Raw genomic sequence first — 20,398 nt, 5'->3', positions numbered from 1 at the left:
GTGAACAGCCTGTTTCGGGGTGTTACCGCTGATGGCGCCTAGTACTGCTGACCAGGGTACTGCTGCTGGCCCGGGTAGGGCTGCTGGCCGGGGTACTGCTGCTGGCCGGGGTAGGGCTGCTGGCCCGGGTACTGCTGGCCGGGGTACTGCTGGCCGGGCGGCAGACCAGAGGCCTGGCCGGCCTGCTCCAGCGGCGCGACGTGCCCGCCGGTCAACTTGCGGTACGTATAGACCTGGATCAGCATCGCGACCGGGATGGCCGCGATCAGGCCGACGCCGCAGGCGAACTCACCGACGATCAGCACGGCGACCTGGACGAGCCAGGACAGCAGGGCGGGACCCACGTTCGCCTTGGTGGTGTTGATGCTGGCCTTGATGGAATCCACCGGCGACAGCGACCTGTCGATCGCGAACTGGATCGCGAACATCGACAGGAAAGCGAAGATCAGGCCCGGGATGTAGCACAGGAAGGTGCCGACGGCCACGCCGAGGGCTACCAGCAGCGCGGTCAGCACGGCCGGACCCAGGTTGCGCGGTTTCAGGAACGAGCCCAAGGACACCGGCCGGCCGTCGGCGACGTCCAGGCTGCCCGACGCCATGGCGGCCTGCATGTAGTAACCGACGACGGCCAGCACCAGCCCCATCAGGCCCATGCCGATGATCGATCCCATGCCGAGCGCACTGTCGGAGGCGTAGGTCGAGTAGGAACCCGTCTGCGGGTCGTAAGTGGTGGTGCCCGCGCTCATCAGGGAGGCGATGAACGCTCCGTACATGATGCCGCCGAGCACCGCGATGACGACGAAGAATATCGCCGCGGATCCGGCCATCGGGCCGACGTTCTTGGTGAACTTGCCCCACGCCCAACTGAAGGCGTCGCCCACACTGAAGGGGCCGGCGGCCGGGCCGGCGCCCGGGCCGGGCGGGGGTGCGCCGTACCCGCCGCCGGGTGGTGGCGGAGGTGGCGGCGCGCTGTAACCGGGCGCCTGGTAGCTGCCGGGCGACGGACTTTGCGGCTTGGAGAAGTCGGGCCCGGATGGGGGCGGGCTGAAGCTCGGTGGTGGCGGCGGAGGCGCCCCATAGCCACCGCCTTGGCGCGGCTGCGGCGGGTAGCCCGGAGGATATCCGCCCTGCGGGTCGGCCGGGTTGCCTGGATATTCTGGCGGCTGGCTCATTGCTGTCCTCTGCCTCGTAGTTCGCTCTTGTCGATCGGGGCCTGACTCGTGCGGGCGTAGCAAACGGGAACTTAGCAAATGTGCGCCCACCACGCGCGCATTGGTGGCCTGTCCGCCCTGCGTGGTATGCCTGAAAACGTGTCCGACGGTCTGTTCGACCTGCCCGGTACACCGGATCCGGCCGGTTTCGGTGCCGGAAGCGCCGCCGAGAGCGGATCGCCGCTGGCGGTGCGGATGCGCCCGGCGTCGCTGCAGGAGGTGGTCGGGCAGCAGCATCTGCTGGCGGCGGGGTCGCCGTTACGCCGTCTGGTCGAGGGCTCCGGCATGGCCTCGGCCATCCTTTACGGTCCGCCGGGCAGCGGCAAGACGACGCTGGCGGGGCTCATCTCGCAGGCCACCGGCCGCCGGTTCGAGGCGTTGTCGGCGTTGTCGGCCGGGGTCAAAGAGGTGCGCGCGGTCATCGAGAAGGCGCGGTTGGGGGCGCTCTCCGGCGAGCAGACGGTGTTGTTCATCGACGAGGTGCACCGGTTCTCCAAGACCCAGCAGGACGCACTGCTGGCCGCGGTGGAGAACCGGGTGGTGCTGCTGGTGGCGGCCACCACAGAGAACCCCTCGTTCTCGGTGGTCGCGCCGCTGCTGTCGCGGTCGCTGATCTTGCAGCTGCGCCCGCTGAGCGCCGATGACATCCGCACCGTGGTGCAGCGCGCCATCGAGGATCCGCGCGGACTGAACGGCACGGTGTCGGTGGCGCCGGAAGCCGTCGAACTGTTGGTGCAACTGGCGGCCGGCGACGCCCGCCGCGCGCTGACCGCACTGGAGGTGGCCGCCGAGGTCACCGACCACGTCTCCGTCGAAACCGTGGAACAGTCGCTGGACCGGGCCGCGGTGCGGTACGACCGCGACGGCGACCAGCACTACGACGTCGTCAGCGCGTTCATCAAGTCGGTGCGCGGCTCCGACGTGGACGCCGCGCTGCACTATCTGGCACGGATGCTGGTCGCGGGGGAGGATCCGCGCTTCATCGCGCGCCGGCTGATGATCCTGGCCAGCGAGGACGTGGGCATGGCGGACCCGACTTCGCTGTTGGTGGCGGTCGCGGCGGCGCAGACGGTGGCGCTGATCGGGATGCCCGAGGCACAGCTGACGCTGGCGCACGCCACCGTTCACCTGGCCACCGCGCCCAAGTCCAACGCCGTGACCACGGCGCTGGGCGCGGCGATCAACGACATCAAGGCCGGCAAGGCGGGCCTGGTGCCGGCGCAGCTACGCGACGGGCACTACGCGGGTGCCGCAGCGCTGGGCAACGCGCAGGGTTACAAATATTCCCACGACGCCCCGGACGGCGTCGTGGCGCAGCAATATCCGCCAACCGAATTGGTGGGCGTCGACTACTACCGGCCCACCGGCCGGGGTGCGGAACGCGAGATCGTCGGCCGGCTGGACCGGTTGCGCGCGATCATTCGCGGGAAACGGGGACAGTCATGAAAACCTTCAGCGACGAGGAGATGGCGCCGCTGCTGGCAACGGCCAAGCCCTACAGCGTCGTGATCCTCACGCGCGGACCCAACTACGGCGACGACGGCGCGTCCGGGATCGTGTGGGAGCACGGCCGGCGCAACTTCGGCCTGCGCGACGACGGTGTGCTGGCCGTGGTGCTGCCGAGCACCGACGAGTCCGACGTGTGCGGTGTCGCGGTGTTCGCCGCCTCCGTCGCGGACACGGACGCGATCATGGCCGGCGACCCGGGCGTCGTCGCCGAGGTGTTCAGCTATGAGGTGCACCCGTGCCTGGGGTTCCCCGGGGACGCTGCCGTAGCGCCTCAGTGTCGGGCCGGTCAGACCAGTTCCGGCACCCGCAGCCGCGCGATCGCCAGTTCGAACTCGCCGACATCGTCCTGGTCGACGCCCAGGTCCCGCAGTATCGCCGTGCGCAGCGAGCGGGCCGCCTCGCTGCTGCGTTCCATCGCTTCGCGGCTGTCGTAGGTCACCGACGCCACCGCCCGCGCCGAGGTGCGGTCGATCATCACGCTGGCGCTGCAGAACCCGTCGAACTCCTCAATGGCCGGCAGCACCGCCAACTTGTAGAAGTCCAGGGCGTGTTCGAACTGTTCGGGCCGGGCCTTGAGCCAGGTGGCGCGCACGCACGCGCCCAGACCCGAGCGCCGGTTGCGGTGCAGCGCGGCGATCTCCCACTGGTCGACGACGGCGCTGCCGCCGAGGATCTTCACGGCGCGGCTGCGCACCGGCCACACGCGCTCCGCGCTGGCGCGCATCACCTCCTCGGTCTCCCAGGCACTCGTCGCGACGCATCGGGCCGAATCCCGGTCCACCAGCAGCGACATGCCCAGACAACCGTCGACCTCGCGAAGCGTGGGCAGCACCACGTCGCGCATGTGGGCGATACCCATGTTGAGCAGCGAAGGTTGCGCCTGGATGGTGGTGGAGCGTGCGTACACGATCGGCCCCTTTCTGCCGTCGGGGGGTTCATCACCCACCTTCCTCCGACCCCGCCGGTGTGGCAACCGTCACATCTGTACTTGGCGGCGCGTAGGGCGTGCACCGTAGGCTGACCGGGTGCATACCGATGTGCTGGAGGTGGACACCACGCGTCGCCGCTACGTCGATCTCACCGATGCGGTGCGGTCGTTCTGCGGCAGCCACGAGGACGGCCTGTGCAACATCTTCGTCCCGCACGCCACCGCCGGTGTCGCGATCATCGAGACGGGTGCGGGCTCCGACGAGGACATGGTGGACACCCTGGAGCGGCTGCTGCCGCGCGACGACCGTTACCGGCATGCGCACGGCTCGCCCGGCCACGGTGCCGATCACGTGCTGCCGGCGATCGTCGCACCGTCGATCACGGTGCCGGTCAGTGGCGGCGAGCCGTTGCTGGGCACCTGGCAGAGCGTCGTCCTGGTCGACCTGAACCGGGACAACCCCAAGCGGTCGGTCCGGTTGAGCTTCGTCGGCGGCTGACTGGCAGGCTGGGCGGGCCGAATTCGGTATTCGGTAGCCTGCTGCGGCGCATAGGCTGACGGTTGACCTGGTACCGGATCGAGGAAGAAGAAGAGTGCAGACACACGAGATCAGGAAGCGTTTCCTTGATCATTTCGTGAAGGCGGGTCACACCGAGGTGCCCAGTGCCTCAGTGATCCTGGACGACCCCAACCTGCTGTTCGTCAACGCCGGCATGGTGCAGTTCGTGCCGTTCTTCCTGGGGCAGCGCACGCCGCCGTACGCCACCGCCACCAGCATCCAGAAGTGCATCCGCACACCCGACATCGACGAGGTGGGCATCACCACCCGGCACAACACGTTCTTCCAGATGGCCGGCAATTTCAGCTTCGGCGACTATTTCAAGCGCGAGGCCATCGCGCTGGCCTGGGACTTGTTGACCACCAACGTCATCGAGGGTGGTTACGGCATGGACCCGGAGAAGCTCTGGGCCACGGTCTATCTCGACGACGACGAGGCCGCGGGTTTGTGGCAGGAGATCGCCGGGTTGCCGCCGGAGCGGATCCAGCGGCGCGGGATGGCCGACAACTACTGGTCGATGGGCATCCCCGGGCCGTGTGGGCCGTCGTCGGAGATCTACTACGACCGCGGGCCCGAATTCGGCGTCGACGGTGGTCCGATCGCCAACGAGGACCGCTATCTCGAGGTGTGGAACCTCGTGTTCATGCAGAACGAGCGCGGCGAGGGCACCTCCAAGGAGGACTACGAGATCCTCGGGCCGCTGCCGCGCAAGAACATCGACACCGGCATGGGTGTGGAACGTATCGCGCTGGTGCTGCAGAACGTGGCCAACGTCTACGAGACCGACCTGCTGCGGCCAGTCATCGACCTGGTGGCTGCCCGCGCACCGCGCGGTTACGACGTCGGGAATCATCCCGACGACGTGCGGTACCGCATCATTGCCGACCATTCCCGCACCGCCGCGATCCTGATCGGCGACGGGGTCAGCCCCGGCAACGACGGCCGCGGTTACGTGCTGCGCCGACTGCTGCGCCGGGTGATCCGCTCGGCCAAACTGCTGGGTATCGACACCCCGGTGGTGGGCGATCTGATGGCCACCGTGCGCGACGCGATGGGTCCGTCGTACCCGGAACTGGTCAGCGACTTCGACCGGATCAACCGCATCGCCGTCGCCGAGGAGACGGCGTTCAACCGCACGCTGGTTTCGGGTTCCCGGCTCTTCGACGACGTGGCCGGGGCCACGAAATCCGCCGGGGTGTCGGTGGTTTCGGGCTCGGACGCGTTCACCCTGCACGACACCTACGGCTTCCCGATCGAGCTCACCTTGGAGATGGCCGCCGAGTCCGGCCTGACGGTCGACGAGGCCGGTTTCCGCGAGCTGATGGCCGAGCAGCGCCGGCGGGCCAAGGCCGACGCGGCCGCCCGCAAGCACGCGCACGCCGATCTGACCGCCTACCGCGAACTGGTCGACGCCGGACCGACGGAGTTCACCGGGTTCGACGAATTGTCATCTCAGGCAAGGATTCTCGGCATTTTCGTGGACGGCAAGCGGGTGCCGGTGGTGTCGCACGCCGACGGTGTCGACGCCGACCGGGTGGAGCTGATCCTGGACCGCACGCCGCTCTACGCGGAGTCCGGCGGGCAGATCGCCGATGCCGGCACCATCAGCGGCACCGGGTCGGGCGGCAGCGCCAAGGCCGCGGTGACCGACGTGCAGAAAATCGCCAAAACCGTTCACGTGCACCGGGTCAACGTCGAATCCGGCGAGTTCGTCGAAGGCGACACCGTGCTCGCCGCGGTGGACCCCGGCTGGCGCAAAGGCGCCACCCAGGGCCACTCCGGCACCCACATGGTGCATGCTGCGCTGCGACAAGTGTTGGGCCCCAACGCCGTTCAGGCCGGATCGCTGAACCGCCCGGGTTATCTGCGTTTCGACTTCAACTGGCAGGGCCCGCTGACCGAAGACCAGCGCACCCAGATTGAGGAAGTCACCAACGAGGCCGTCCAGGCCGACTTCGAGGTGCATACCTTCCTCGAGAATCTCGACAGAGCCAAGGCGATGGGCGCGATGGCGCTGTTCGGCGAGGCGTATCCAGATCAGGTGCGGGTGGTGGAGATCGGTGGACCGTTCTCGCTGGAACTCTGCGGCGGCACCCACGTGCACAACTCGGCGCAGATCGGTCCGGTGACCATCCTGGGCGAATCGTCCATCGGTTCCGGGGTGCGCCGGGTGGAGGCCTACGTCGGCCTGGAGTCGTTCCGGCACCTGGCCAAGGAACGTGCGCTGATGGCTGGACTGGCGTCGTCGTTGAAAGTGCCCTCCGAGGAGGTGCCCGCGCGGGTGGCCAACCTGGTCGAGCGGCTCAAGGCGGCGGAGAAGGAACTCGACCGCGCCCGGCAGGCGACCGCCCGGGCTGCTGCGTCAAATGCCGCCGCCGGGGCCGAGCGCATCGGTAATGTCCGGCTGGTGGCGCAACGCATGTCGGCCGGGACCACCGCCGCGGACCTCCGTGCGCTGGCCGGCGACATCCGCGGCAAGCTGGGCAGCGATCCCGCGGTGGTGGCGCTCATTTCCGAGGGGGAAGGTGCGAGCGTGCCGTATGCGGTGGCGGCCAACGCCGCCGCGCAGGATCTGGGACTCAGCGCCAACGAGCTGGTCAAGCAGCTGGCGGTGGCCGTCGACGGCCGCGGCGGCGGCAAAGCCGACCTGGCGCAGGGATCGGGCAAGGACCCGGCCGGCATCGACGCGGCCCTTGCCGCGGTACGCGCACAGATAGCGCGGGTCGGTTGAGTGGGGTTGCCGCGGGAATCTGACCGGCCGGGCGAGGACGACCCCGGGCGTGGACGTCGGCTGGGGATCGACGTGGGAACCGTGCGGATCGGGGTGGCCGCCAGCGACCCGGACGGCATCTTGGCCACCCCGGTGGAAACCGTGCGTCGCGACCGGTCCGGCCGGCATCTGCGGCGACTGGCCGCGCTGGTCGCCGAGATAGAGGCCGTCGAAGTGGTCGTCGGGCTGCCCCGCACCCTGGCCGACCGGATCGGCTCGTCAGCGCAGGACGCGATCGAAGTCGCCGACGAGCTGGCGCGGCGGGTGGCGCCGGTGCCGGTTCGGCTGGCCGACGAACGGTTGACCACCGTCACCGCGCAGCGTTCGCTGCGCGACGCGGGTATGCGGGCCAAACAGCAACGCGCGGTGATCGATCAGGCTGCGGCGGTCGCGATCCTGCAGGGCTGGCTGGATCAACGCCGTGCCCTGACCGCTGAACGGGTGTCGGATGTCTGAACTCGACGAAAGCCAGGACGAGACCAGGGCCAAGCCCCAAGCCGTCGGCCCGAGCCGAACGACGCGGGCCGCCCGCAAGCGCGCGCAGCGAACCCGCCGCCGGCGCCGCTTCGCGGGTGTCTTCGCGATCAGCCTGCTGACGGTGGTCGTGGTGGCCGCGGTGCTGCTCGGCTCCAAGATGTGGCACCTGGTCACCGCGAGAGACGACGACTTCTCCGGCGATGGCAAGCGCGACATCGTGATTCAAATCCTGTCCGGGGACTCGACCACCGCGGTGGGGGAGACCCTGCTCAAGCGCGGGGTGGTGCGCACGGTGCGCGCGTTCGTCGACGCCGCCCACGGCAACGCGGCCATCACGTCGATACAGCCCGGCTTCTACCGGATGCGCACCGAGATTCCCGCGGCCAATGCGGTGTCGCGCCTGGTCGATCCGAAAAGTCGGGTGGGCAGGCTCGTCATTCCGGAGGGACGTCAGCTCGACGACACCACCGACATGAAGACCAACAAGACGACGCCCGGCATCCTCACCCTGATTTCGCGGGCCACCTGCGTCGACCTGGACGGCAACCAGCGCTGCGTGTCGGTGGCCGATCTGCGGACCGCGGCCGGCAAGGGCACATCGGCGGCGCTGCTGGTGCCGGACTGGGCCGTGGAGCGGGTGCAGGAACTCGGCGACGACCATCGCCGGATCGAGGGCCTGATCGCGCCGGGGACGTTCAACATCGATCCGGCCGGCTCCGCCGAAACCACCCTCGCCAACCTGATCGGCGCCGGCGCGACGCAATACCTGACCTCGGGGCTGGTCGACACCGCCAAGTCGTTGGGCCTGTCGCCCTACGACGTCCTGGTGGTGGCCTCGTTGCTGCAGCAGGAAGCCAATGCCCAGGACTTCGCGAAGGTGGCGCAGGTCATCTACAACCGGCTGCACGAACATCGCAAGCTGGAGTTCGACTCGACGGTCAACTACCCGCTGGACCGCCGCGAGGTAGCCACCAGCGACGGCGACCGCGCGCAGCGCACGCCCTGGAACACCTACATGGTCGACGGGCTGCCGCGCACCGCGATCTGTTCGCCGGGGGTGGAGGCGCTGAACGCCGCGGTGCATCCGGCGCCCGGTGACTGGCTGTACTTCGTCACCATCGACGGTCAGGGGACCACCCTGTTCACCCGCGACTACCAGCAGCATCTGGCCAACATCGAACTGGCCAAGCGCAACGGTGTCCTCGATTCCGCTCGCTGAGCGGGGCCGCGGCGGCAGAAAGGCCGCGGTGCTGGGCTCGCCGATCGCGCATTCCCGATCGCCGCAGCTGCACCTGGCCGCCTATCGCGCGCTGGGCCTGCAGGACTGGACCTATGACCGCATCGAGTGCGACGCCGACGCGTTGCCCGGGGTGGTGGCGGGCTTGGGACCGGAGTGGGTGGGGCTCTCGGTGACGATGCCGGGCAAGTTCGCCGCGCTGCGCTGCGCCGACGAACACACCCCGCGTGCCGAGCAGGTCGGATCGGCCAACACACTGGTGCGCACGCCGCGCGGCTGGCTGGCCGACAACACCGACATCGACGGCGTCGCCGGTGCGCTGGGCCAGGTCAGTGGGCACGCCCTGGTGCTCGGGTCGGGTGGCACCGCACCGGCCGCGGTGCTGGGGTTGGCTCAGCTGGGGGTCGGGGAGATCACGGTGGTCGCGCGCGATCCGGACAAAGCGGCGCGGTTGGTGGAGCTGGGCGCTCGGGTCGGGGTGTCGACGGGGTTCTGCGGCCTGCACGACGACGGGCTGGCCGGCGCGGTCGCCGCCGCCGACGCGTTGGTCAGCACCATCCCGGCCGACGTCGCGGCCCGCTACGCCGAGACGTTCGCCGCGGTCCCGGTGCTGCTGGACGCGATCTACCATCCGTGGCCGACGCCGTTAGCCGCAGAAGTGCAGGCCGCCGGCGGGCGGGTGGTCAGCGGTCTGCAGATGCTGCTGCATCAGGCGTTCGCGCAGGTGGAGCTGTTCACCGGATTGCCGGCACCGCGTGCGGCGATGGCGCGCGCGGTGGCCGGATAGCGGTGCCCGTCGCCCGCGACAGTCCTCATATGCGCGTCGACACGCCGGTGAGCGGCGGCATTTCGGGGACGCTCGCGCCGGCCGGCCCTGACTTGCGCCTCAGCGCAACCCGAATACCGTCGCCCGCATGCGGGTCGGGCTGGTCATCGCGTGGATGGCGGTGCTGTGTTGCTACGACGTCCGGGACCGACGACTGCCCAACCTGCTGACCCTGCCCGGCGCTGCGGCGATCCTGGCCGGCGCGGTCGAGGCCGGTCGCGGGGTCCCCGCCGTGGCCGGCGCGGCAGCCCTGACCGGGGCGTACCTGCTGGTGCACCTGGTGTCGCCGACGGCGATGGGCGCCGGCGACGTCAAGCTGGCGATCGGTCTGGGCGGGCTGGCCGGGTGCTTCGGTGCCGGAGTGTGGTTTCTGGCGGCGATCACCGCGCCGCTGCTCACGGCGGTGGTGGCGCTGGTGCTCGGAGCGCGCGCGGTGCCGCACGGTCCGTCGATGGTGTTGGCGACGGCGGGCGCGACCGCGCTGGCCGTGCTGGGCTGAGGGGCCTATTCGACGTTGACGCCGTAGTCGAGCGCAATGCCGCGCAGCCCCGAGGCGTAGCCCTGGCCGATGGCGCGGAACTTCCACTCGCCGTTGCGGCGGTAGAGCTCACCGAAGACCATCGCCGTTTCGGTAGAGGCGTCCTCGAACAGGTCGTAACGGGCCAGCTCGCTGCTGGTGACCTGGTCCCACACCCGGATGTAGGCGTTGCGCACCTGGCCGAATGTCTGTCCCTGGCCGTGCGGGTCATGGATGGAGACCACGAAATAGATGGCGGCTATGGTGGCCGGCACCGCGACCAGGTCGACGTTGATGACCTCGTCGTCGCCCTCGCCGGACCCTTCGAGGATGTCCCCGGTGTGCTCGATGGATCCATCGGGGGAGCGGAGGTTGTTGTAGAACACGAAGTGGCTGTCGGACAGCACCTTGCGGTTCTCGCCGCACGCGAGCGCGCTGGCATCCAGGTCGTAGGTACTCTCCCAACCCAATCCCACCGACACCGCGGTCAGATTCGGGGCCTGCTTCGACAGAGAGACGTTGGCGCCCTTGTTCAGGCTGACACCCATGCCGATCACCTTTCCAGCGCGTGCGGATTGCCGTGCGGGGTTGCCCCGGTCCGACCAGGAGTAATCGTCACGCTAGTACATCGGCGGCAGGCCCGGCCGGTGCCGGCCGCGCGCGTGGGAAGATAACCGGGTGTTGCGCTGGATCACTGCCGGAGAGTCCCATGGCCGGGCGTTGGTGGCCCTGGTGGAAGGCATGGTCGCCGGGGTGGAAGTCACCTCCGCCGAGATCGCTGACGAACTGGCCCGCCGCCGGCTGGGTTACGGCCGCGGTGCCCGGATGAAATTCGAGCGCGACGCGGTCACCATGCTGTCCGGGGTGCGGCACGGCGTCACCCTGGGCGGGCCCATCGCGATCGAGATCGGCAACACCGAATGGCCCAAGTGGGAGACCGTGATGTCGGCCGACCCCGTCGACCCCAAAGAACTGGAGAACAGCGCGCGCAACGAGCCGCTGACCCGGCCGCGGCCCGGCCACGCCGACTACGCGGGCATGCTCAAGTACGGCTTCGACGACGCCCGGCCGGTACTCGAACGCGCCAGCGCCCGCGAGACCGCCGCCCGGGTGGCGGCCGGCACGGTCGCGCGGGCATTCCTGCGCCAGGCGTTCGGCGTCGAGGTGATCTCGCACGTCATCTCCATCGGTGCGTCCGCGCCCTATGACGGTCCGCCGCCGCGCGCGGAGGACCTGACCGCCATCGACGCCAGCCCGGTCCGCGCGTTCGACGGCACCGCCGAAGCGTCGATGATCACCGAGATCGAGGCCGCCAAGAAGGACGGCGACACGCTCGGCGGTGTCGTCGAAGCGGTAGCGCTGGGCCTACCGGTCGGATTGGGTTCCTTCACCAGCGGCGAGAACCGGCTGGACAGTCAGCTGGCCGCCGCGGTGATGGGCATCCAGGCGATCAAGGGCGTCGAAATCGGCGACGGGTTCGAAACCGCGCGCCGGCGCGGCAGCCGCGCGCACGACGAGATGTATCCCGGTCCCGACGGGGTCGTGCGCTCGACCAACCGCGCCGGCGGCCTCGAAGGCGGGATGACCAACGGCCAGCCGCTGCGGGTGCGCGCGGCGATGAAGCCGATCTCCACCGTGCCGCGGGCGCTAGCCACCGTCGACCTGGCCACCGGTGACGAGGCCGTCGCCATCCACCAGCGCTCCGACGTGTGCGCCGTGCCGGCCGCCGGAGTCGTAGTCGAATCCATGGTCGCGCTGGTGCTCGCGCGTGCGGCGCTGGAGAAGTTCGGCGGCGATTCCCTGGCCGAGACCCGGCGCAACATCGAGGCCTACCAGCGTTCGGTTGCCGACCGGGAAGCGCCGGCGGCCCGGGCGTCCGGAAGCTAGCCCGCCATGGCTCCCAAGGCGGTACTCGTGGGCTTGCCGGGTTCTGGCAAGTCGACCATCGGGCGTCGGCTCGCCAAGGCGCTCGGGGTGAGCATGCTGGACACCGACGCCGCCATCGAGGCGCAGACCGGGCGTTCCATTGCCGACATCTTCGCCACCGACGGCGAGCAGGAGTTCCGTCGCATCGAGGAGGAGGTGGTGCGCGCGGCGCTCGCCGAACACGACGGCGTGCTCTCGCTGGGCGGCGGCGCGGTCACCAGCCCCGGGGTGCGCGCCGCGCTGGCCGGCCACACCGTGGTCTATCTCGAGATCAGCGCCGCCGAAGGGGTGCGGCGCACCGGCGGCAGCACCGTGCGCCCGCTGCTGGCCGGACCCGACCGTGCCGAGAAATTCCGGGAACTGATGTCCAAACGCATTCCGCTGTACCGCCGGGTCGCGACCATCCGGGTCGACACCAACCGGCGCAACCCCGGCGCGGTGGTCCGCTACATCGTGTCGCGGCTCAAGACCGAGGTAGAGGCCGCCCAATGACTGACAGCGCCGGCATGAAACATGACATTGCGCCGGTCACCGTGCCGGTGGCCGTCGACCCGCCGTACCCCGTGCTGATCGGCACCGGGCTGCTCGACGAGCTCGAGGAGTTGCTCGCCGGCCGGCACAAGGTAGCCGTCCTGCACCAACCGGTGCTCGCGCAGCTCGCGGAAGAGATTCGAATCCGGTTGGCCGACAAGGGAGTTGATGCGCACCGCATCGAAATCCCGGATGCCGAAGCGGGCAAGGACCTGCCGGTCGTCGGTTTCATCTGGGAAGTGTTGGGCCGTATCGGGATCGGGCGCAAAGACGCACTGGTCAGCCTGGGCGGTGGCGCCGCTACCGATGTCGCCGGGTTCGCTGCGGCAACCTGGCTGCGCGGGGTGTCGATCGTGCACGTGCCGACCACCCTGCTCGGCATGGTCGACGCCGCCGTCGGCGGCAAGACCGGGATCAACACCGACGCGGGCAAGAACCTGGTCGGCGCGTTCCACCAGCCGCTGGCCGTGCTGGTGGACCTGTCGACGCTGAAAACGTTGCCGCGCAACGAGATCGTGGCCGGGATGGCGGAAGTGGTCAAGGCCGGTTTCATCGCCGATCCGGTGATCCTGGATCTCATCGAAGCCGACCCGCAGGCGGCGCTGGACCCTGAGGGCGAGGTGCTGCCCGAGTTGGTGCGGCGCGCCATCGCCGTGAAGGCGGACGTGGTGGCCGCCGACGAGAAGGAATCCGAACTGCGCGAAATCCTCAACTACGGACACACTTTGGCCCACGCGATCGAACGCCGGGAGCGCTATCAATGGCGGCACGGCGCCGCGGTCTCGGTGGGGCTGGTGTTCGCGGCCGAACTGGCCCGGCTCACCGGCCGTCTCGACGACGCCACCGCCGCGCGACACCGCACCATCCTGGAGTCACTGGGCCTGCCGGTCAGCTACGACGCCGACGCGTTGCCGCAGCTGATCGAGTTCATGGCCGGCGACAAGAAAACCCGCGCCGGGGTGCTGCGGTTCGTGGTCCTGGACGGACTGGCCAAGCCGGGCCGGCTGGTGGGCCCCGACCCGGGCCTGCTGGTGACGGCCTATGCGGGAGTGTGCGCGCCATGAGCACCACGGTGAACGTGATCAACGGCCCCAACCTCGGGCGGCTCGGCCAGCGCGAACCCGCCGTCTACGGCAGCACCACCCACGACGAGCTGGTTGCGTTGATCGACCGTGAGGCCGCCGAACTCGGGCTCAAAGCTGTTGTGCGGCAAAGCGATAGCGAAGCCGAGCTACTGGACTGGATACACCGGGCAGCGGACGCCGGGGAGCCGGTAATCCTGAATGCCGGCGGGCTGACCCACACCTCGGTGGCGCTGCGCGACGCCTGCGCCGAACTGCGCGCGCCGCTGATCGAGGTGCACATCTCCAACGTGCATGCGCGCGAAGAGTTCCGGCGCCATTCCTACCTGAGCCCGGTCGCCACCGGAGTGATCGTCGGCCTGGGAATCCAGGGGTACCTGCTGGCCCTGCGGTATCTGGCCGGTTAGTCCTTGCGCAGATCCGGCTTCTTGGTCGGCCGGGTGTGGTCGTCGGTGCGGATGACTTCGGTTTTGGCGTCGCTGTCGTCGGTGCGGATGACTTCGGTCTTGGCGTCGCTGTCGTGCGTGCGGATGACTTCGGTCTTGGCCTCGTCGTCGTGGGTGGGGATGACCTCGGTGCGCTCGTCGGCACGTTCCTTCGTGGCGACCGCGGAGGTCCGCTGCTCCGAACGGCCGCCACCGGCGGTCGGGATCTCGCCGGTCGGGCTGTCGTCGTCGTCGCGCACGGCGGAGAACACGTCGGTGTTGTCCTCCCGCTCCCGGGAACCGTCCCGGGAACCGTCGTGCTTCTCGGGATCGGGAGCGTTGCGGTCGATGCGCCACCGGCCGACGGCCACGCCGATGATCGCGAACACGAAGACCAGCAGCGCGGTGAACGCTGCGAACGTTGTTAGCTCGTTGAGGATGCCGCCGGTGTAGATGCCCTTGTAGAAGATGGCGATGATCCAGGCGATCAGGCCGCTGACCAAGCCGGCGATCAGTCCGCCGAGCAACCAGATCATGGCCAGGTCGGCGCGCCGGTCCGGGTCCGGGTTGGCTTTGGCGTCGGCGCGTCCGTCCAGCACGCCCCACACGACCGAGGCGATCACGTAGAGCGTCAATAGCACGATGCTGATCAGCGCAGACTGCGTCTGAAATGCATTGATCAGCGCTCCCTGGATCAGCCGGAGCACGACCATCGCGGCCGCAAAGACCAAACCGCGCACCATCCACTTGTTCATGGGCAAACAGCGTAGCGAGTACCGTCAAGGGTCGTGACACATTCCCAGCGTCGACACCACCTCAAAGCCAAGATCAGTGCCGCCGGACTAGACGCGATGCTGGTCACGGACCTGATAAACGTCCGGTATCTTTCCGGTTTCAGCGGGTCCAACGGCGCGTTGCTGGTGTTTGCTGACGATCGCGAGGCCGTGTTGGCCACCGACGGCCGGTATCGCACCCAGGCCGCGCAGCAATCGCCGGATCTGGAGGTGGCCATCGAACGCGCCCTCGGGCGCTATCTGTCCGGCCGGGCCGGGCAGGACGGTGTGCGGAAACTGGGCTACGAAAGCAACGTCGTCACGGTCGACGGCTTCGACGCGCTGTCGAACGCACTCGACGGCCACCACACCGAGCTGGTCCGCGCGGCGGGCACCGTGGAGGCGCTGCGCGAGGTGAAGGATGCCGGTGAACTCGCGCTGCTACGGCTGGCCTGCGAGGCGGCCGACGCCGCGCTGGCCGACCTGGTGGAGCACGGCGGGCTGCGGCCGGGTCGCACCGAACGCCAGGTGGCACGCGAACTGGAGAGCCTGATGCTCGACCACGGGGCCGACACCATCTCGTTCGAGACGATCGTGGCGGCCGGGCCCAACTCGGCGATCCCGCACCACCGGCCCACCGACGCGGAACTGGCCCCGGGCGACTTCGTCAAGATCGACTTCGGCGCCCTGGTCGCCGGCTACCACTCGGACATGACCCGCACCTTCGTGCTGGGCAGCGCGGCCGACTGGCAGCTGGAGATCTACGACCTGGTCGCCACGGCGCAACGCGCCGGCCGGGAGGCGCTGCGCCCGGGAGTTGACCTGCGCGATGTGGACGGCGCAGCGCGCCAGATCATCACCGACGCCGGCTACGGCGAGCACTTCGGTCACGGCCTGGGGCACGGGGTCGGACTGCAGATCCATGAAGCGCCGGGCATCGGCGCGACGTCCGCCGGTACACTACTTGCGGGCTCCGTGGTCACCGTGGAGCCCGGCGTCTATCTAGCCGGCCGCGGCGGTGTCCGCATCGAGGACACGCTGGTAGTGCCCTCGGAAACCTTGGCCGCCGCGCAGACCGCCGGACACACCCCGGAATTGTTGACCCGGTTCCCGAAGGAACTGGCCATTTTGTAGGAGATTTGAACGACCGTGGCGAGCACTGCTGACTTCAAGAACGGACTTGTCCTGGTCATCGACGGCCAGTTGTGGACCATCACCGACTTCCAGCACGTCAAACCCGGCAAGGGTCCGGCCTTCGTGCGCACCAAGCTCAAGAACGTGCTGTCGGGCAAGGTCGTCGACAAGACCTACAACGCCGGCGTGAAGGTCGACACCGCCACCGTGGACCGGCGCGACACCACCTACCTGTACCGCGACGGCTCGGACTTCGTGTTCATGGACAGCCAGGACTACGAGCAGCACCCGCTGCCGGAGTCCTTGGTCGGCGACGACGCGCGCTTCCTGCTGGAGGGGCTGCCCGTGCAGGTGGCGTTCCACAACGGCGCGCCGCTGTACATCGAGCTGCCGGTGACCGTCGAGATGGTGGTCACCCACACCGAGCCCGGCCTGCAGGGCGACCGGTCCAGCGCCGGCACCAAGCCGGCCACCCTGGAGACCGGCGCCCAGATCCAGGTGCCCCTGTTCATCAACACCGGAGACAAACTCAAGGTGGACTCGCGTGATGGCAGCTACCTGGGCCGGGTAAACACCTGAACATGCCGGACCGGAAACCGTCGCGTCCTGTTCGAGGGCGGCACCAGGCGCGCAAGCGGGCCGTGGATCTGCTGTTCGAGGCCGAGGCCCGCAACCTCAGCCCGGCCGAAGTTGTCGACGGCCGCACCGTACTGGCCCAGGCCAACCCGGATGTGGCTGCGCTGCAGCCGTACTCGGCCGCGGTGGCCCGCGGCGTCGCCGAGCATTCGGCCCACATCGACGAGCTGATCACCACGCACCTGCAAACCTGGACGCTGGACCGGTTGCCCGCGGTGGACCGCGCCATCCTGCGGGTTGCGGTGTGGGAGTTGCTGTATGCCGACGACGTGCCCGAGCCGGTGGCCGTCGACGAGGCCGTCGAACTGGCCAAGGAACTGTCCACCGACGATTCCCCCGGTTTCGTCAACGGGGTGCTGGGTCAGGTGATGCTGGTGACCCCGCAGATCCGGGCGGCCGCCCGGGCGCTGCGCGGCGCGGCGCAGGAGAACGTGCCGTGACCCGGTTGGAGCTGCGGGTGGTGCTGTCGGTGCTGGCGGCGGTCGTGGTGGTGGTGGGCGCGGTGGTCAGCGCCGCGTTCGGGTGGACCATCGTGGCCTCGGTGCTGGCGATCTTCGGGCTCGGGGTGGGCGCCTGGGTGTACCACACCGTCGAACGCCTGATCCTGGCCCGCCGGATCAGCACGGTACGCACGGCCGCCAAGCCGCTGCAGCCGTTGCTGCCGGTGATGGCCGCAATCATGGGCCTGACCCAGGGCGTGGTGCGTTCACTCAGCGATGTCACCGATCTGCCGGGCAAGCGCTGGGAGATGCCCCAGTTGCCGCTGTTGAAGTGGATGGAGAACCCGCTGGGGAGTCGCGGCGGTAAACAGATCGTGGATGCCGACGAGTCCGACGACGGACCGGCCTGAGTCCAAAATCCTCGACCGAAATCGTCGCGCTTTGTCCGCGGGCGGGACACAATGGCGGCTGGCCATCCGCACCGAACGGACGCGCTGTTTGCACCCACGCTATTTGCGCCAACAGAAGGTGACGACATGACTCGACAAGGTGCCCGTCCGCGACGACTGCGGGTCTCGGCGCTGGCGGCGGTTGCCAACCCGTCCTACACCCGCGTCGACACCTGGAACATGCTCGACGACGCGTGCCGGCATCTGGCGGAAGTCGACCTGGCCGGACACGACAAGACCCACGACCTGGCCGTGGTCAAGCGGCTGATGGACCGGATCGAAGCCTACGAACGGTATTGGCTGTATCCCGGCGCGGCGAACCTGGCGACATTCCGTGCCCACCTGGAAGTCCTGTCCACGGTCCGACTCGCCGAAGAGGTGTCGCTGGCCACCCGGCTGCTCTCCGAATACGGCGACCGCACAGCGCTTTTCGACACCAGTGCGCCGCTAGCCGACCAGGAGCTGGTCGCCCAGGCCAAGCAGCAGCAGTTCTACACGGTGCTGCTCGCCGACGATTCTCCGCCCACAGCGCCGGAAAGTCTGGTGGAGTGCCTGCGCGCGCTGCGCAATCCGGCCGACGACGTCCAGTTCGAGATCCTGGTGGCCCCCAGCGTCGAGGACGCCATCACCGCGGTGGCGCTCAACGGCGAGATCCAGGCCGCGATCATCCGTCACGACCTGCCGCTGCGGTCGCGTGACCGGGTGCCGCTGATGAACACGCTGCTGGGCGCCAATGACGACACCACGGTCTCCGACCGCAGCCACGACTGGGTGGAGTGTGGCGAATGGATCAGGGAACTGCGACCGCACATCGACCTGTATCTGCTCACCGACGAGTCGATCGCGGCCGGCACCGACGACCAGGCCGACGTCTACGACCGGACGTTCTACCGGCTCAACGACGTGACCGACCTGCACAGCACGGTGATCGCCGGGCTGCGCAACCGTTTCTCCACACCGTTTTTCGACGCGCTGCGCGCCTATGCGGCCGCGCCCGTCGGCCAGTTTCACGCCCTTCCGGTGGCGCGCGGTGCCAGCATCTTCAACTCGAAGTCGTTGCAGGACATGGGGGAGTTCTACGGCCGCAACATCTTCATGGCCGAAACATCCACCACCTCAGGTGGATTGGACTCGCTGCTGGACCCGCACGGCAACATCAAGAAGGCGATGGACAAGGCGGCCGTCACCTGGAACGCCAACCACACCTATTTCGTCACCAACGGCACCTCGACGGCCAACAAGATCGTCGTGCAGTCGCTGACCCGCCCGGGTGACATCGTGCTGATCGACCGCAACTGTCACAAGTCGCACCACTACGGGTTGGTGCTGGCCGGGGCGTACCCGCGCTACCTGGAGTCCTATGCGCTGCCGCAGTTCGCCATCTACGGCGCGGTGCCGCTGAGCACGATCAAGAAGGCGTTGCTGGAACTCGACGAGGCCGGGCAACTGGACAAGGTGCGGATGCTGTTGCTCACCAACTGCATCTTCGACGGTGTGGTCTACAACCCCCGGCGGGTGATGGAGGAGGTGCTGGCGATCAAGCCCGACATCGTCTTCTTGTGGGACGAGGCCTGGTACGCCTTCGCGACGGCGGTGCCCTGGGCCCGCCAGCGCACCGCCATGGTGTCCGCCGACCGTCTCGAGCAGATGCTGGCGTCGCCGGAATACCGTGAGGAATACCGCAAATGGCGCGAGTCGATGGAAGGCGTACCCCGCTCGGAATGGGTGGAACGCCAACTGATGCCGGATCCCGATCGCGCGCGGGTGCGGGTCTATGCGACGCACTCCACCCACAAGTCGCTCTCGGCGTTCCGGCAGGCGTCGATGATCCACATCCGCGACCAGGATTTCAACGCCCGCGCGCGCGACGCCTTCGGTGAGGCGTTTCTGACCCACACCTCGACCTCGCCGAACCAGCAGCTATTGGCGTCGTTGGATCTGGCCCGCCGACAGGTCGACATCGAGGGCTTTCAACTGGTTCGGCAGGTGTACGACATGGCGCTGGTCTTCCGACACCGGGTCCGTAAAGACCGGCTGATCAGCAAGTGGTTCCGCATCCTCGACGAATCCGACCTGGTGCCCGAGGAGTACCGGGCCTCCCATGTCAGCTCCTACCGCGAAGTCCGCCAGGGCGCGCTGGACGAGTGGAACGAGGCCTGGCGTTCCGACCAGTTCGTGCTGGACCCGACGCGGGTCACGCTGTTCCTCGGCAAGACCGGGATGAACGGCTACGACTTCCGCGAGAAGATCCTGATGGACAAGTTCGGCATCCAGATCAACAAGACGTCGATCAACAGCGTGCTGCTGATCTTCACCATCGGGGTGACCTGGTCGAGCGTGCACCATCTGCTCGACGTGCTGCGCCGCACGGCCACCGACTTCGACCGTATCCAGAAGGCGGCGAGCGCCGCCGACTGGGCGCTGCACGAGCGGCGGGTGGAGGAGATCACCGAGGACCTCCCGCACCTGCCCGACTTCAGCCAGTTCGACGTCGCGTTCCGGCCGGACGAGAACAGCGTGTTCGGCGACACCCGGTCGGCGTTCTACGCCGGATACGAAGAGTCCGACCGGGAGTACGTGCTGATCGGCACCGCAGGGCGCCGGATCGCCGAGGGAAAGACGCTGGTGTCCACCACCTTCGTGGTGCCCTACCCGCCGGGCTTCCCGGTGCTGGTGCCCGGCCAGGTGGTTTCCAAGGAGATCGTCTACTTCCTGGCGCAACTCGACGTCAAGGAAATCCACGGTTATAACCACGAACTGGGGCTGTCGGTGTTCACCCAGGACGCGCTGCAGCGGTTGGAGACCAAGCGCAGCGCGGTGGCCTCGGTCAGCAGCAACGGCAACGGGTCCGAGCCGACGGGGTCTGAGCAGACGCTGGTGGCCAACGAGCACACCGTCCCGGTGAACTGAGGGCCGCCTTCGCGCGTCCTGTCGCCGAGCGTCACGCCAGCGTGGCTGTGGCTGTCGA

Annotated in this window: 19 protein-coding genes and 2 pseudogenes; 17 read left to right on the top strand and 4 right to left on the bottom strand. The window is 68.6% G+C overall.

The features are described 5' to 3' along the window. Positions 1-38: 38 nt before the first annotated feature. Positions 39-1,172, bottom strand: coding sequence for a DUF2189 domain-containing protein (locus AC5Y6Y_RS05240; RefSeq protein ID WP_463824992.1), 1,134 nt, complete (start codon positions 1,170-1,172; stop codon positions 39-41). A 126-nt stretch (positions 1,173-1,298) separates the two neighbouring features. On the opposite strand from AC5Y6Y_RS05240, the gene AC5Y6Y_RS05235 reads away from it, so the two are divergent. Next, a complete protein-coding gene (locus AC5Y6Y_RS05235) occupies positions 1,299-2,657 on the top strand; it encodes a replication-associated recombination protein A (RefSeq protein ID WP_463824993.1) in 1,359 nt (452 codons plus the stop codon). After that, positions 2,654-2,980 (top strand): annotated as a pseudogene (locus AC5Y6Y_RS05230) (hypothetical protein); the annotation flags it as partial. The gene AC5Y6Y_RS05235 and the pseudogene AC5Y6Y_RS05230, both read left to right, overlap by 4 nt. 26 nt (positions 2,981-3,006) lie before the next feature. On the opposite strand, the gene AC5Y6Y_RS05225 reads toward AC5Y6Y_RS05230, so the two are convergent. Next, entirely contained in the window at positions 3,007-3,627 is a 621-nt protein-coding gene (locus AC5Y6Y_RS05225) for a hypothetical protein (RefSeq protein ID WP_473139544.1), read from the bottom strand. A gap of 130 nt (positions 3,628-3,757) precedes the next feature. Between AC5Y6Y_RS05225 and AC5Y6Y_RS05220 the strand changes: the two genes are divergently transcribed. The 6 genes from AC5Y6Y_RS05220 to AC5Y6Y_RS05195 all read left to right on the top strand — a co-directional run bounded on the left by AC5Y6Y_RS05220 (position 3,758) and on the right by AC5Y6Y_RS05195 (position 10,016). After that, positions 3,758-4,147 (top strand): secondary thiamine-phosphate synthase enzyme YjbQ, encoded by a 390-nt coding sequence (locus tag AC5Y6Y_RS05220; RefSeq protein ID WP_473139664.1) that lies wholly within the window; start codon positions 3,758-3,760, stop codon positions 4,145-4,147. Positions 4,148-4,241: 94 nt separating this feature from the next. Next, entirely contained in the window at positions 4,242-6,938 is a 2,697-nt protein-coding gene (alaS, locus tag AC5Y6Y_RS05215) for an alanine--tRNA ligase (RefSeq protein ID WP_473139545.1), read from the top strand. Positions 6,939-6,944: 6 nt separating this feature from the next. After that, entirely contained in the window at positions 6,945-7,433 is a 489-nt protein-coding gene (gene ruvX / locus AC5Y6Y_RS05210) for a Holliday junction resolvase RuvX (RefSeq protein ID WP_473139546.1), read from the top strand. Continuing rightward, the gene (gene mltG / locus AC5Y6Y_RS05205; RefSeq protein WP_473139547.1) at positions 7,426-8,673 is read left to right on the top strand and encodes an endolytic transglycosylase MltG; all 1,248 of its coding nucleotides are present in this window, start codon (positions 7,426-7,428) and stop codon (positions 8,671-8,673) included. Before ruvX ends, mltG begins: the two co-directional genes overlap by 8 nt. Further along, the gene (locus tag AC5Y6Y_RS05200; RefSeq protein ID WP_473139665.1) at positions 8,660-9,478 is read left to right on the top strand and encodes a shikimate dehydrogenase; all 819 of its coding nucleotides are present in this window, start codon (positions 8,660-8,662) and stop codon (positions 9,476-9,478) included. The genes mltG and AC5Y6Y_RS05200 overlap by 14 nt, the downstream gene beginning before the upstream one ends. Positions 9,479-9,605: 127 nt before the next feature. Then, positions 9,606-10,016, top strand: a complete 411-nt coding sequence (locus AC5Y6Y_RS05195; protein WP_473139548.1) for a prepilin peptidase — start codon at positions 9,606-9,608, stop codon at positions 10,014-10,016. A 5-nt stretch (positions 10,017-10,021) separates the two neighbouring features. On the opposite strand, the gene AC5Y6Y_RS05190 is transcribed toward AC5Y6Y_RS05195, so the two are convergent. Then, positions 10,022-10,582 (bottom strand): TerD family protein, encoded by a 561-nt coding sequence (locus AC5Y6Y_RS05190; RefSeq protein ID WP_463825000.1) that lies wholly within the window; start codon positions 10,580-10,582, stop codon positions 10,022-10,024. Positions 10,583-10,712: 130 nt separating this feature from the next. Here AC5Y6Y_RS05190 and aroC point away from each other — a divergent pair, with 130 nt between their 5' ends. Genes aroC through aroQ form a run of 4 tightly spaced genes read left to right on the top strand, consistent with a single transcriptional unit; the run spans position 10,713 to position 13,980 of the window. Beyond that, entirely contained in the window at positions 10,713-11,921 is a 1,209-nt protein-coding gene (gene aroC, locus AC5Y6Y_RS05185) for a chorismate synthase (protein ID WP_473139549.1), read from the top strand. 6 nt (positions 11,922-11,927) lie between these two features. Beyond that, complete coding sequence (locus tag AC5Y6Y_RS05180) at positions 11,928-12,452, top strand: shikimate kinase (RefSeq protein ID WP_463825002.1); 525 nt, start codon at positions 11,928-11,930, stop codon at positions 12,450-12,452. Between the two features lie 14 nt (positions 12,453-12,466). Then, a complete protein-coding gene (gene aroB, locus AC5Y6Y_RS05175) occupies positions 12,467-13,555 on the top strand; it encodes a 3-dehydroquinate synthase (RefSeq protein ID WP_463825439.1) in 1,089 nt (362 codons plus the stop codon). Next, positions 13,552-13,980: a type II 3-dehydroquinate dehydratase gene (gene aroQ / locus AC5Y6Y_RS05170; RefSeq protein ID WP_473139550.1), complete on the top strand. Its 429-nt coding sequence runs from the start codon at positions 13,552-13,554 to the stop codon at positions 13,978-13,980. Before aroB ends, aroQ begins: the two co-directional genes overlap by 4 nt. On the opposite strand, the gene AC5Y6Y_RS05165 is transcribed toward aroQ, so the two are convergent. Further along, positions 13,977-14,753: a B-4DMT family transporter gene (locus tag AC5Y6Y_RS05165; protein ID WP_473139551.1), complete on the bottom strand. Its 777-nt coding sequence runs from the start codon at positions 14,751-14,753 to the stop codon at positions 13,977-13,979. The two genes, aroQ and AC5Y6Y_RS05165, sit on opposite strands and share 4 nt — an antisense overlap. A 33-nt stretch (positions 14,754-14,786) precedes the next feature. Here AC5Y6Y_RS05165 and AC5Y6Y_RS05160 point away from each other — a divergent pair, with 33 nt between their 5' ends. The 5 genes and pseudogenes from AC5Y6Y_RS05160 to AC5Y6Y_RS05140 all read left to right on the top strand — a co-directional run. After that, positions 14,787-15,905, top strand: a complete 1,119-nt coding sequence (locus AC5Y6Y_RS05160; protein WP_473139552.1) for a M24 family metallopeptidase — start codon at positions 14,787-14,789, stop codon at positions 15,903-15,905. A 15-nt stretch (positions 15,906-15,920) separates the two neighbouring features. Next, the gene (gene efp, locus AC5Y6Y_RS05155) at positions 15,921-16,484 is read left to right on the top strand and encodes an elongation factor P (protein ID WP_463825006.1); all 564 of its coding nucleotides are present in this window, start codon (positions 15,921-15,923) and stop codon (positions 16,482-16,484) included. A gap of 2 nt (positions 16,485-16,486) precedes the next feature. After that, entirely contained in the window at positions 16,487-16,981 is a 495-nt protein-coding gene (nusB, locus tag AC5Y6Y_RS05150; protein ID WP_463825007.1) for a transcription antitermination factor NusB, read from the top strand. After that, complete coding sequence (locus AC5Y6Y_RS05145) at positions 16,978-17,391, top strand: antitermination protein NusB (protein ID WP_463825008.1); 414 nt, start codon at positions 16,978-16,980, stop codon at positions 17,389-17,391. The genes nusB and AC5Y6Y_RS05145 overlap by 4 nt, the downstream gene beginning before the upstream one ends. Before the next feature lie 126 nt (positions 17,392-17,517). Next, a pseudogene (locus AC5Y6Y_RS05140) lies at positions 17,518-20,265 on the top strand (aminotransferase class I/II-fold pyridoxal phosphate-dependent enzyme); the annotation flags it as partial. Positions 20,266-20,398: the final 133 nt, after the last annotated feature.

It is taken from the genome of Mycobacterium sp. NGS24 (assembly GCF_059813065.1).
This window is presented reverse-complemented; position numbering and strand designations above follow the sequence as displayed.